Genomic DNA, 13,328 nt, shown 5'->3' on the forward strand with positions numbered 1-13,328 from the left:
TGGAAAAACCAAGGGCATATTCTAACCCAAGTCATGATGTATTGATATTTGTTCGGCAAAACAGTTGGCAGTGTTTCGCTTAAACTTTGACTTTACAGACATTAAAATTATAAAGTGCAGTATATAAGAGTTCTTATAATTCTGCTAAAGTCAAAATTCAAAAAAAGGACTGTATTAAAAATAAAATTTAGGGAAAACGATGAAAATAATCACAAAAGCGTATCCTTTGTTGGCTTTTTTTGCGCTGGCAAATGTGGCTCATGCACAAGACAATCCATATTTACCTGAAGCAAAATTGACATCAGATAGTGCAAAAACATGGAATGTAGGGGCAGGTTTTACTCAAAAATTACTTCATCTGAATGCAGAATGGGTCAATCCCTACGGAATTGCCTATGCAAAAGCTGGGGTATTTTATAATGATGATTATAATGTCGGGGCTCAGGTTGGGTTTCGTTATCCTTACCATCTCACAGGCACAGACAAAAATGGTTATTATGTTGGGGTTTATGCCGGACATATTGATAGTAAAAGAGTGGATGATGGGCATAAAGAACGGCTGGGTGCAGGTGTAGATTTGGCCTATGTTTTGCTAAGTAAGGAACGGATTAGTAGCTTTAGTGTGGGGATTGGTGCCGGTGAAGAGTTAAAAGATCGATCTGGCAATGTGGTCGCTGAAACAGAGCCAAGACTACAATTTTCCTATACGCTCAGTTTCGGGTTATAGTGAAAATAGTCAAATTTTATAATTTAGTATTTCGTGATTAAAAATTAAATATGGATATTCTGCATGCTTGAGTACGTCAACGAATTGTGGCAAACCTTCTTGAATCGCCCTGATTTTTGGGCAGTACTGAGCATTATTCCTGTTACGGCTTTCGTCACCTGGGCACATGTGTGGATGGCACTGAAAATGGTGTTTTATCCCCTGACGTTTTGGGGATTCCATTTGGGACCATTGCCAGTCGGCTGGCAGGGCATTGTGCCACGTAAAGCGGGCCGTATTTCCGGGATTATTACCGATAATACTTTGTCTAAACTAGGTTCCCTGCGTGAATTTCTCGATGCCATGGATCCTGAGGATATGGCACGTATTATTGGTGAGCAGGTCGGCTTTGAGCTGGAACATTTGATTGATGAAATGATGATTGATCGTAATGCCGTGCTCTGGGAAAACTTACCTTATTCGATTAAACGCCGTATTTATTCGCAGGCTCATAAACAATTACCCGGTATTTTAAGAGAATTGGTGACTGAGCTGACCATGAACGTCGAGTCACTTGTCGATATGCGCGAAATGGTGGTTCGCCAAATGGAAGGTGACCGCCGTTTAATGGTGAACATGTTTCTTAAAGTTGGACGCAAGGAAATCAACTTTATTTGGCATATTAGCGCCCTGATCGGGATGTTTTTTGGCGTATTCCAAATGGTCGTCTGGTTTGTGGTGCCATGGCACTGGACGGTACCATTTTGGGCATCGGTTTGGGGCTTTTTGACCAACTGGATTGCCATCTGGATGGTGTTTAATCCACTGGAACCTCATTATGTACGGTACCCACAAGTATTTGAATTAACGAAAGATCGCAAGTTTCCTTGGGTCAAGCCGGTAATTCCGAGAATGGGAACCTATAATATTCAGGGCGCATTTATGAAACGTCAGGATGAAGTCTCCGACGTCTTTGCCAGTGTAGTCACCGAAGACCTGATTACGTTAAAATCCATCATGACCGAGATGATGTACGGCGGAAAAAAAGATAAAACTCGCCGCATCGTGAAACGGCATATTAATGAAATTATGGAAACACCGATCGTCCGGACTTCTTTACAGCTCTCTTTAGGGCCAAAAGAGTATGCAAAACTCAAGACGGACTTGATCGATCGCTCGATTGAAATTACGATGGTGCCTGTATGCGACCCTGCTTTCAATGCGAGCCGTGCACAGAAAATCTATCAGATGTTTAGAGACCGCATCCGAGAGTTGACCCCGAGAGAGTTTCAGAACTTATTACGTCCTGCTTTTCAGGAGGACGAGTGGATTTTGATCGTTCTGGGTGGTGTAACTGGATTTATAGCGGGTACAATACATTTGTTTGTGGCTTTCTTATAATTAGATGCTGGATAAATGCTGGATCTTATTGATTCACCATAAGCCAAGCATCACATATCTTGTTAAATGAGGATGTTTTTTTATGCGCATTATATTACTCGGACCACCTGGAGCAGGTAAAGGTACTCAAGCTCAGTTGATCTGTAAGCGCTACAATGTCCCACAAATTTCAACCGGTGATATGCTCCGTGCTGCAATTCGTGAAGGTACTGAATTAGGTCTTAAAGCTAAGAGCGTGATGGAAAGTGGTGGTCTTGTATCTGACGAGCTTATCATCGGTTTGGTAAAAGAACGTATTGCACAGCCTGATTGTGTTAATGGTTGCATCTTTGATGGTTTCCCACGTACGATTCCTCAAGCTGAAGCTTTGGAAAAAGAAGGCATTAACATTGATCACGTGATCGAAATTGATGTTCCAGACGAAGAAATCGTACAACGTCTTTCTGGTCGTCGTCAGCACCCAGCTTCTGGCCGTGTATATCATGTCGTTTACAATCCACCTAAAGTGGAAGGTAAAGATGATGAAACTGGTGAAGACTTGGTACAACGCCCGGATGACCAAGAAGAAACCATCCGTAAGCGTTTGGGTTCATACCACACTGAAACAGAACAATTGGTAGGCTTCTATCAAGGTCGTGCAGCTTCTGGTGAAAATGCACCGACTTATGACAAATTAAACGGTCTTCGTCCAATTGAAGACGTTCAAAAAGATTTGTTTGCAATTCTAGATCAAGCGAAATAATTCATTAGCCTGTACAGGCTGAATGTTTTGACATTAAAAGAGTCCTAAGCCATATTAGGGCTCTTTTTTTATTTATACATAATTTTGAGGATCACACTTTGCTAAAAATGGGTCTGTTTGCACTGGTCTTGGTGTTTGTTGTGATTATTTTGGCTTTAATGGTTCAGAGCTTCAAGGCTTTACGTCGTGTAGAAAAGCAGCAGGTGGCGGAAAAGAAAAACAACCCACCTGAACGCCAGCTTCATCCCAAATTACAGCAGAAAAATAAAGATAAAAATTGAGTCTGGTTTTAATTCTCTAGCATTTGGACTGGAATGTTTTTTGCTGCACCAAATTCATACTTATCTGGCCACTGACAGACATCAGACACCACGCATTCATGGCATTTAGGCTTACGCGCGATACAGCAGTAACGTCCGTGTAAGATCAGCCAGTGATGGGCATCAACCATAAATTCTTTGGGAATGACCTTAACCAGCCGATGCTCGACTTCCAAAACATTTTTCCCTACAGCCAAACCGGTACGATTTCCCAGACGGAAGATATGTGTATCTACCGCCATGGTCGGATGACCAAAGGCGGTATTGAGCACCACATTTGCTGTTTTACGCCCTACACCTGGTAAAGCTTCCAAGTCTGCACGATTGTTGGGAACGACGCTGTTATGCTTTTCTATCAGCATTTTACAAGCTTTAATCACGTTCTCGGCTTTGGCATTATATAGGCCAATGGTTTTGATATATTCTTTTAAACCTTCAACGCCTAAGGCATAAATTGCTTCTGGTGTATTAGCGACAGGAAACAGTTTATCCGTGGCTTTATTAACACTGACATCGGTGGCTTGAGCAGAAAGGGTCACCGCCACCAAAAGTTCAAAAGGGTTGGAATAATTCAGTTCCGTTTTTGGGCTGGGTCTTTGTTCACGTAAACGTTCGAAAAAAATCTGAATCTGCTTTTTGGTCATATTTTTCACAGCCATCATGATGCTCCTTGCAAAGCATTGAGCTGTTGGCTGAGTTCATCTAATTGCTGACGTTTATTCGGATCTTCACGGACGCTCAGCTGTTTTTCTAATTTTTTGATTTGTGTACGAATTTTAGCTAGTTGTATGGTGGTTGCTGCATCGTGAGTGACGACCACTTTGGCGGTTTTTTCCATGATTTCAATTTCTGGCACGGCATCGCTCTGAGCAGAAAATTGAGCAAATAATGCCGTGTCAATATTGGCACGCACGACAGGACCTTTACGGTTTAGGCGTCGTTTTTCTTCACGCTGAATATGTGAGTAATAACGATTGCGCAGATCATTCTGCTCGGTAACGCGAGCGAACTCTGAAGGCACAGTTTGTATGTCTTCAATCAAATCTATGCAGTCCACAGGACAGGGTGGAATACATAGTTCGCAACCAGTACACAGATCCGTCAAAATGCTGTGCATCAGTTTGCCTGAACCAATAATGGCATCCACCGGACAGGCACTAATACATTTGGTACAGCCTATACATTCAGCTTCACGAATTACCGCTTTCATGCGTTGTGGGCGACCATCCGTCTGGATGGGCCAGACGCTTTCTTCCGCTTTGAGTTGAGGGCGAACCAGCAATTGAGCTAAAGCATCCGCAACAGGTTGGCCACCGGGTACACACTTGTTGGCTGCTTCACCTTCAGCAATTGATTTTGCGTAAGGCAGACAACCATCACGATGCCCGCAAAGCCCGCATTGAGTTTGTGGTAGCAAGGCATCAATTTTTTGGATGAGAGAAATTAGAGAGTTCATGTGTAACCGGAAGTGCAGGGCTGGCAGTGTCTAACAATTTGCTGTATGCGCCATATTAGCATGTTTTCAAGCAGAATTCCTGTGCGCAAAAATGGAACCAATAATGCATTATTATCGAGCAATATTATTGAATAATTCATATATAAAAGTTATTCGACTTATAACTAAAAATACTAATAAATTAAATTAAATCTATGTTCTATATGTAAAATTAAGTTTTTTTTAAAAAACTATTGCTGAATCATGACAAAAGATATTTAATATTTTGCGCCAAAATAAATCACTGATTAAAATTTTGACCAATTTTGATCCATACCTGCTGAGGATTAAGCGTTGAAATACAACAGCCTTAACGACTTCCTAAACTACGTTAAATCACGTGACCAACATCAACCAGAGTTTCTACAAGCTGTAGAAGAAGTAATGACCAGTCTTTGGCCATTCATTGAAAAGAATCCAGAATATGCTGATCATGGATTGCTTGAACGCCTGGTAGAACCTGAACGTGCAATTCAATTCCGTGTGTCATGGGTAGATGATCAAGGTCAAACTCAAGTAAACCGTGCTTTCCGTGTACAGTACAATTCAGCTATTGGTCCATTCAAAGGGGGGATGCGTTTCCACCCTTCAGTGAATCTTTCAATTCTTAAATTCCTGGGCTTTGAGCAAACTTTTAAAAATGCCTTGACTACTTTGCCTATGGGCGGTGGTAAAGGTGGTTCAGACTTCGACCCTAAAGGTAAGTCTGAAGGCGAAATTATGCGCTTCTGCCAAGCCTTAATTATTGAATTGTATCGTCACCTGGGTTCAAATACTGATATTCCTGCGGGCGATATTGGTGTGGGTGGCCGTGAAGTCGGTTACATGGCTGGCATGATGAAAAAGCTCAGCAATGACACTTCATGTGTATTTACTGGTAAAGGTCTGTCTTTCGGTGGTTCATTGGCTCGTCCTGAAGCAACAGGTTACGGTACCGTTTATTTCGCTGAGGAAATGCTGAAAACCCGTGGTGATAGCTTTAAGGGTAAAACTGTCGCTATTTCTGGTTCAGGTAACGTTGCGCAATTTGCTGCTGAAAAAGCCATGTTTTTGGGTGCGAAAGTGGTTTCACTTTCAGACTCAAATGGTACTGTTTACGTAAAAGACGGTTTCACTGATGAGCTTCTGGCAGAAGTGATGGAGCTTAAAAACGTTAAACGTGGCCGTATTTCCGAATTTGCTTCTAAACACGGTTTTGAATACCTTGAAGGTCAACGTCCGTGGTCAATCAAGTGTGACATCGCATTGCCATGTGCCACTCAAAACGAGTTGGATGGAGATGATGCTGTTCAACTCCTGGCTAACGGAACCATCTGTGTAGCTGAAGGTGCAAACATGCCTTCAACTCTGGATGCTGTTGAGAAATTCGTTGAAGCGAAAATTCTTTATGCTCCGGGTAAAGCATCAAATGCCGGCGGTGTTGCGACTTCTGGTCTGGAAATGTCTCAAAATGCGATCCGTTTGGGCTGGACTTTTGAAGAAGTTGACGAACGTCTACATGCGATCATGAAAGAAATTCACCGTAACTGCGTGAAATATGGTACTGAAACAGATGGTACTGTGAACTATGTAAATGGTGCGAATATTGCCGGTTTCGTAAAAGTTGCCGATGCCATGTTGGCTCAAGGTGTATTCTAAGAATATATTTTCTTGAATATGAAAAAACCGATGCTTTGGCATCGGTTTTTTGTTTAAAAGATCAATGATTTATTTCACTGTTGCGCTTTCTACAGTCATATCATGGATATAGGCATATTTCGACTGATCTGCGGCAGGATTTTTGATTTCATAGCGTTTGACCCGAATAATCTGGCGTAGGGTAGGGTTATGTTCAAAACCTTCAATTTGGCTATAGAATAAAGTCCAGTCTTTATCGACGTGAGTTTTTACTCCATTTTCTGCATATTTCACTTCCCGAACCTGTAAGCATTGTTGTGCTGCGACACCAGTACAGGCTTTGGTTTCAGGTGAAACTTCCAGGAAGATAATTTCAGCCTGACTTTGATATTGCGTTTCTGGTGTCATTTTGCCACTAAAGACATATTTCTGACCTGTCGCTGAGATAATCGTTAAAGTCGGCTTTTGCGGATCATCCAGATTCAAGACAAAAGGAGCTTTACGATTGCTGAATAAATCTGAAGCGACTTTTTCCTGTTCCATGGCCTTAGGTTCACATGCCATCTGGGTTGCCATTAAATGACCGGTGATAATCTGATTATTTTCAACTTTCCAGTTCGTTCCCATGCCATTACAGCTGGTGGCGATGCTTAAGCGGTCTTGATCATTGAAGTTTAACACCAGTGGCTTAGGGGCAGTACCGGTCTGAGTGCTCCATTGATAAGCAGACAGGGTTTTATCGGCGTTTTGTTGTTGTAAGACAGACACGGCAACATCTCCAGCTTTTTGAAGATCACCAGATTGGCAGGCTGCAAGCGTGAGAGGGAAAAGGGCAATTGCTAAAAATTTCAGTTTCATTTTAAAAGTACTTGGTTTTGAAGAATTTTTCTTAGAATAGCCGATGAGCGTTCAAAAAATATGGATACATTCTGATATATTCGGTATCAAAATGTATCCATAACTATAATTTTGTTAATTATTAATAAAAAGTTATGAGTTTGGGCGTTAGTCAAAACGATAGATGTCCATTCCTAGCGATCCCATACTAAAACTACTATGCACAATACTAAAACGATGACCTGTACCCATGGCAAAAAACAGCGGAGCAAAGTGTTCCAGGGTCGGATGATTACGCTGTACATAGGGAATATTCTGCCATTCCAGTACCGCAGCATAATCGCTATGACTGAGTTTATTGACCACATAATTGCGGAAAGTTGATGCCCATTCCGGCACAGCGGCAGATTCACCATGCCAAGACAGTTCACTTAAGTTATGGGTAATACTTCCTGAACCAATCATCAATACCTGTTTTTCACGCAGTGGCGCTAAAGTTTGACCAACTTTATAGATATCTTCAGCTGACAAGTTCATCGGTAACGAAATTTCTACCACGGGAATATCAGCCTCATGATACATGTGTAGCAATGGCATCCACACGCCATGATCACGTGGACGGGTGCTGTTGGCGTGGGCGGTTAAACCGGCACTGGCCAACAGATGCAGAATTTCTTCAGCCAGTTCGGGCTGACCGGGTGCCGGATAGCGCATTTCATACAGTTCAGCAGGGAAACCACGGAAGTCATGCCAGGTTTCTGGGCGTACACTACTACTGACTTCTAGGGCATTACTTTCCCAATGCGCAGACATCACAATAATGGCTTGCGGCTTGGGCAAATTGATACTCAAGCGTTCTAATGCAGGACCTACTTGCTCAGGATTAAGCGCAAGCATGGGTGATCCATGTGAAATAAATAAACCGGGTAAAGTTTGAAAATTCATGACAATGCGCCTAATTCAAAGAAGATTAACTTTAGTTATGATGCCAAAAAGCAAAAGTTGATGAAATAGTGGATATTTCAACATATTGTTGCATAAATGAAACGATGTGGTGAAATCGTATAATATTGATTTTTAACCAGTTAAAAGCAGTTCGTAATGCCCATCTTGAGGTATAGCCTTGAGCAATGATGAGCAACCATTTATATCTGACTTTTAACCTGCACGATGATAAGGATGATTATTGTTGATACTCATTGCACGGTAGAGCTGTTCAATCAACATCACTCGAACCATAGGATGAGGTAAGGTCAGTTTTGACAAAGACCAGTGCCATGCAGCAGCCTTACGGACTGCTTCAGAATGACCATCTGGACCACCAATGGCCAGTACGACATCATTGCCTTCAAGCATCCATTGTTTCATGGTCTCAGCCAGTTTTTCAGTACTGAATTCTTTACCACCTACTTCAAGAGCAATCAGGGTTTCATTGTGTTTCATCGCATTAAGGATGCTTTCACCTTCAATCTGGCGGTATTTCAGAATATCCGCTTCTGAATCATTCTTGCCGCGTTTTGCCATGGGTAATTCGATGATCTGAGTTTGCACAAAGGGTTGAATGCGTTTGAAGTAATCTTCAAAGCCGGTGAGTACCCAGGCTGGCATTTTTTGACCGATGGTAATAATACGGATTTTCATAAGATACAAGGATGTGAAAGTCAGTCCTATTATAAACGCTAAAATGATTTTTACTGCTTTTGAGCAACAAATTGAAATTGAAAATAGGTTTGTGATGCTGTTTAAATCGTTACTAAGGGACTAAATGTAAATAATAAGAGTGGGATAACAATAAATGAAATTAAAAAACCATCAAAATTTAGGCGTATTCTTTTGTGGTTTGATCAGTTCGGTTTGTATGAGTGTTTCAAGCTGGGCATTACCTAGTGAAACACCAGCCGGTACCGATAATTTAAAAGTTTATCTTGAACAAATCATTGGCGAACAGGGGTATCGTAATTATAAAAATGTTCAGGAATTACAGCGTGTTTCGGCATGGATTAAAGAGCAGATGCGGCTGTTTGGCATTCCTTGCCAGTATCAAAATTATTCGGTCAACAGTTTAGCTTATCGAAATGTGGTTTGTACGTTAACCGCAGGCCATGCTGAAAAGGTAATTGTAGGCGCTCATTATGATGTTTATGGTAAGTTTCAAGGCGCTGATGATAATGCTTCAGGTGTTGCTGGTGTCATAGAAACTGCACGTATACTGTCACAGCAAAAATCCCAGCTGGCGCACAATGTGGAATTTGTCTTTTATACCCTGGCTGAGCCGCCATTTTTCAAATCTGAGCAGATGGGGAGTTATGTACATGCTAAATCCATAGAGGCACAAAAAGACCAAATTCAGGGCGTTTATATTTTAGAGATGATCGGGTTTTTTGATGAAAATCTGGTACAGCAATATCCGGTAGGCCTGAAATGGGTCTATCCACAACATGGTAATTTTATTGCTGCGGTTAGTAATTTACAGTCTTATAATTTGAGTGCGAAATATTGTGAAGCCATGCGAGAGCTGGATGAACTCGAGTGTCAGCGTCTGGTTGCACCATCTTTTATTTCGGGTATGGAATTTTCTGATCATCTGAATTACTGGAATTTAGGTATTCCAGCCATGATGATTACCGATACAGGCCCTTTTCGTAACAAGCACTATCACACTGCCACCGATACACTAAAAACTTTAAATCTGAATAAAATGGCTTATGTGGTTGACGGTTTGGTAAAAATTTTGATGGCGCAATCAGATTGAGCAAGTACTAAACAGGCACGCATAAAAAACGCAGTCCCTGAATGGAATACTGGGACTGCGATCAAAAGGTCATCCACCTGGAGATGTAGATGACCATTCACATAACATATAAAATAGAAACTAACAGCGCATCTGTGTTTCTATAATATTAGATGGGGATGAGGCACAGATTTTTCAAGACTCATGGATGCTTATATAGTAAAACTTTTAAACAAAAATAGAGAGCCGAAGCTCTCTATTTTTTGTATCGAAATACGATTAATGGCGTGCTGCTTTACCTTCAGCGATTGGTTTCACAATCGGAGTTTTAGGCAAAGGTTTTGGTGCTTCTACCAAAGCGAATGGCAAGATCTCATCGATACTTTTCACTGCTTTAATTTCCAGACCTGCTTTAACATTTTCTGGAATTTCCACCAAGTCACGTACGTTTTCTTGAGGAATAAACACCATCTTGATACCACCACGATGTGCAGCAAGCAGTTTTTCTTTCAAGCCACCGATCCGCATTGCACGACCACCTAAGTTGGTTTCACCGGTCATGGCAATATCTGCACGAACTGGAATGCCGGTGAAGGCAGAAACCAGAGCAGTAGTTAAGGCCAAACCTGCAGAAGGTCCATCTTTCGGTGTTGCACCTTCAGGCAAGTGAACGTGAATATCGGTTTCTTCAAATCTTGAAGATTCAATACCCAAGGCATCGGCACGTGTACGAACTACGGTCATTGCAGCAGTAATCGATTCTTTCATCACATCACCCAGAGAACCGGTGGTGATGAACTTACCTTTACCTTTCACCGCAGCCACTTCAATCGATAACAGTTCACCACCGACAGAAGTCCAAGCCAAACCATTGACACGACCGACTTGTGCTTCTTCTTCCGCCATACCGAAGTCGAACTTATGTACGCCTAAGTAATCTGACAGGTTTTCAGCAGTCACATCGATATGCAGGTTTTTGGCCTTTTTGCTCACCGCTTCTTTTACCACTTTACGGGCAATCTTAGACACTTCACGTTCCAGACTACGCACACCAGCTTCGCGTGTATAACGACGCACGATGTCACGAATCGCTTCTTCATGAATAGTCAGTTCTTTACCACGTAAACCGTTGTCCTTAATAGCTTTAGGCACCAGATAACGTTCAGCAATATTGACTTTCTCTTCTTCGGTATAACCCGGCAGACGAATCACTTCCATACGGTCAAGTAACGCTTCAGGAATATTCATGCTGTTTGCAGTACAGATGAACATCACTTCAGATAGGTCCAGATCAAGATCGAGGTAGTGGTCGTTAAACTTGCTGTTTTGTGATGGATCAAGGACTTCAAGCAAGGCTGAAGCTGGGTCACCGCGATAATCCTGTGCCATCTTGTCAATTTCGTCGAGCAAGAACAGCGGGTTCTTCACGCCAACTTTGGTTAAAGATTGCACCACTTTACCTGGCATCGCACCGATATAAGTACGACGGTGACCACGGATTTCAGCTTCATCACGTACACCACCCAAGGCCATACGCACAAATTCACGACCTGTGGCTTTGGCAATGGATTCACCGAGTGACGTTTTACCTACCCCTGGAGGGCCAACCAGACAAAGGATCGGACCACGCAGTTTTTTCACTCGTGATTGAACCGCCAGATATTCAACAATACGCTGTTTCACTTCGTCCAGGCCGTAGTGATCGGCATCTAGAATCTCTTGCGCCTTGTTCAGGTTAATGCTGACCTTGCTCGCTTTATTCCAAGGCGTATCTAAAATCACCTCGATATAGTTACGAACCACGGCCGCTTCGCTTGAAGCCGGTTGCATCGCTTTGAGCTTACGGAATTCAGATTCAGCTTTTTTACGTACGTGTTCCGGTAAATCTGCTTCTTCAAGACGACGCTCAATTTCAGCCACGTCATCTTCCGCGCCGCCATTCATGTCGGAAAGCTCGCGCTGAATCACCTTCATTTTTTCATTCAGGAAATATTCGCGCTGGTTTTTCTCCATCTGGCGTTTAACCGAGTCATGCAAGGTTTGTTCAATCTGTTGTTCTTCAGACTGTTGTAACAAATAAGTCATGAGCTCAGTCAAATGAGCTTCAAAGTCATCCTGTTCCAAGAACTTTTGTTTGATATCGATATTCAGCGGGACACGGGTCGCCACGAAGAACAAAAGCTGTAACAGGTCGTCAATTTTATTTGCCGCAGTAATCAATTCACGTGCATTACGTAATTTGGCTTCTGCATATTGGGCAAATAAAGTACGCAGTTCCTGAATGCGGTTGGCTTGAGTATCGGCATCGACATTAACAGTCATTGGACTAAGTGCATGTTCAGCTGATAAATACTCATCATTTTCAATGATTTTGACCAACTTGGAACGATGTAAACCCTCAATTAATACTTTAATGCAGTTTTCATCGTTTTCATGATTTACCACTTGCACAATCTTCGCGACAGTACCGTATTGATATAAGTTGTCGTGATCAATTTCTTCTGTAAGAGAATCTTGTTGAGCAACTACAAATACTAGATTGTCACTGTTACGAGCCACGTCAACTGCATTGATCGATTTTTCACGACCTACAAATAACGCAATTTGCATGTGTGGATAAACCACGACATCTCGTAGCGCTAAAAGCGGTAATACGCTTGGAACCTGAGTATCTAAGGTTTCTTGATTCATAATAATTTCAGACATGGGCACTCCTAATGAGTAACAACAGTGTTGCCATGTTTTTTATAGTGATGGGTATTTCAAAAAATACAAGGGCAGGGCAAATGAAAATGTATAAAAAATGAGTAAATGTGTGATTTTAAAGTGTTCCTAAGCGTCAAAAATACCAATTCAACGCTTGAAATGTAAATATTTTGCAGGGGTCATTAAAGCATCTAAAGGTTGATCCCACGGTTGGCGCGGCAAACGTAGTTGCAGCAGCTGAAAGTCATGGGCAATGCCTAAGCGAAACGGTTTATGTCTGGCGCTGGCCAGAGTTTTGTCATAGAAACCGCCCCCCATGCCTATACGTGTGCCATGCACGTCACAGGCCAATAAGGGCATGATCAACAGATCTAGTGTGGAAACATGCAAACCGCGACTGGCCATCGGTTCTTGCATCCCTAGCGGATGATAGGAAAAACGCTTGTTGCGATATTGGGTCTGGCTAATCTGCACCCAGTGCAATTGCTGGTTCATAGTGCAAATCATCGGAAGATAAACTTCTTTACGCTGTTTAAAACAGTACTCGATAATTTGATTGGTATTAATCTCACCAAAAGCATGCAGATAGAGACCAATTTTCTGTGCCTGCTGGAACGGTTTGAAGCGAATCAACCGGCTCAGAATGTCTTGTTGGGATTTTTTGTGTCGAAAGCGGGAAACAGATCTACGTTGATGTCGCAGGTGTTTGCGTAAAGCTTTTAAATGCACTGACATCAGTTGCTGTTCCTCTAAATAATCTATAAACGTGCTGC

At 42.1% G+C, this 13,328-nt stretch carries 13 protein-coding genes; 6 read left to right on the forward strand and 7 right to left on the reverse strand.

Going from position 1 to position 13,328, the window contains the following annotated elements; genetic code table 11:
• Nucleotides 1–208 precede the first annotated feature (208 nt).
• From FB6_RS07770 to FB6_RS07785, 4 genes are all read left to right on the forward strand, one after another.
• On the forward strand, nucleotides 209–727 hold the full coding sequence (locus FB6_RS07770; protein WP_174559554.1) for a hypothetical protein: 519 nt from the start codon (nucleotides 209–211) through the stop codon (nucleotides 725–727).
• 63 nt (nucleotides 728–790) lie between these two features.
• The gene (locus FB6_RS07775) at nucleotides 791–2,107 is read left to right on the forward strand and encodes a hypothetical protein (protein WP_217427329.1); all 1,317 of its coding nucleotides are present in this window, start codon (nucleotides 791–793) and stop codon (nucleotides 2,105–2,107) included.
• An 82-nt stretch (nucleotides 2,108–2,189) separates the two neighbouring features.
• Nucleotides 2,190–2,849, forward strand: coding sequence for an adenylate kinase (adk, locus tag FB6_RS07780; protein WP_174559464.1), 660 nt, complete (start codon nucleotides 2,190–2,192; stop codon nucleotides 2,847–2,849).
• A gap of 98 nt (nucleotides 2,850–2,947) precedes the next feature.
• Nucleotides 2,948–3,130: a hypothetical protein gene (locus tag FB6_RS07785; RefSeq protein ID WP_174559465.1), complete on the forward strand. Its 183-nt coding sequence runs from the start codon at nucleotides 2,948–2,950 to the stop codon at nucleotides 3,128–3,130.
• An 8-nt stretch (nucleotides 3,131–3,138) separates the two neighbouring features.
• On the opposite strand, the gene nth is transcribed toward FB6_RS07785, so the two are convergent.
• Nucleotides 3,139–3,828, reverse strand: a complete 690-nt coding sequence (gene nth / locus FB6_RS07790) for an endonuclease III (protein WP_174559466.1) — start codon at nucleotides 3,826–3,828, stop codon at nucleotides 3,139–3,141.
• Nucleotides 3,828–4,625: an RnfABCDGE type electron transport complex subunit B gene (locus tag FB6_RS07795; protein WP_174559467.1), complete on the reverse strand. Its 798-nt coding sequence runs from the start codon at nucleotides 4,623–4,625 to the stop codon at nucleotides 3,828–3,830. The genes nth and FB6_RS07795 overlap by 1 nt, the downstream gene beginning before the upstream one ends.
• Nucleotides 4,626–4,958: 333 nt before the next feature.
• Between FB6_RS07795 and gdhA the strand changes: the two genes are divergently transcribed.
• Nucleotides 4,959–6,302 carry an NADP-specific glutamate dehydrogenase gene (gene gdhA, locus FB6_RS07800; protein WP_174559468.1) on the forward strand — a complete coding sequence of 448 codons (1,344 nt, stop codon included), beginning with the start codon at nucleotides 4,959–4,961 and terminating at the stop codon, nucleotides 6,300–6,302.
• 69 nt (nucleotides 6,303–6,371) lie between these two features.
• On the opposite strand, the gene FB6_RS07805 is transcribed toward gdhA, so the two are convergent.
• From FB6_RS07805 to rlmH, 3 genes are all read right to left on the reverse strand, one after another.
• The gene (locus tag FB6_RS07805) at nucleotides 6,372–7,139 is read right to left on the reverse strand and encodes an META and DUF4377 domain-containing protein (RefSeq protein WP_174559469.1); all 768 of its coding nucleotides are present in this window, start codon (nucleotides 7,137–7,139) and stop codon (nucleotides 6,372–6,374) included.
• 147 nt (nucleotides 7,140–7,286) lie between these two features.
• Entirely contained in the window at nucleotides 7,287–8,063 is a 777-nt protein-coding gene (locus FB6_RS07810) for a dioxygenase family protein (protein ID WP_174559470.1), read from the reverse strand.
• Between the two features lie 213 nt (nucleotides 8,064–8,276).
• Entirely contained in the window at nucleotides 8,277–8,759 is a 483-nt protein-coding gene (gene rlmH / locus FB6_RS07815; RefSeq protein WP_174559471.1) for a 23S rRNA (pseudouridine(1915)-N(3))-methyltransferase RlmH, read from the reverse strand.
• Between the two features lie 217 nt (nucleotides 8,760–8,976).
• Here rlmH and FB6_RS07820 point away from each other — a divergent pair, with 217 nt between their 5' ends.
• On the forward strand, nucleotides 8,977–9,870 hold the full coding sequence (locus tag FB6_RS07820) for a M28 family peptidase (protein WP_254592214.1): 894 nt from the start codon (nucleotides 8,977–8,979) through the stop codon (nucleotides 9,868–9,870).
• A gap of 258 nt (nucleotides 9,871–10,128) precedes the next feature.
• On the opposite strand, the gene lon is transcribed toward FB6_RS07820, so the two are convergent.
• Both lon and FB6_RS07830 read right to left on the reverse strand, forming a co-directional pair.
• Nucleotides 10,129–12,555, reverse strand: coding sequence for an endopeptidase La (gene lon, locus FB6_RS07825; RefSeq protein WP_174559473.1), 2,427 nt, complete (start codon nucleotides 12,553–12,555; stop codon nucleotides 10,129–10,131).
• A gap of 147 nt (nucleotides 12,556–12,702) precedes the next feature.
• On the reverse strand, nucleotides 12,703–13,290 hold the full coding sequence (locus tag FB6_RS07830; protein ID WP_174559474.1) for a 5-formyltetrahydrofolate cyclo-ligase: 588 nt from the start codon (nucleotides 13,288–13,290) through the stop codon (nucleotides 12,703–12,705).
• Nucleotides 13,291–13,328: the final 38 nt, after the last annotated feature.

It is taken from the genome of Acinetobacter bouvetii (genome assembly GCF_902753875.1).
Lineage (GTDB): Bacteria > Pseudomonadota > Gammaproteobacteria > Pseudomonadales > Moraxellaceae > Acinetobacter > Acinetobacter bouvetii_A.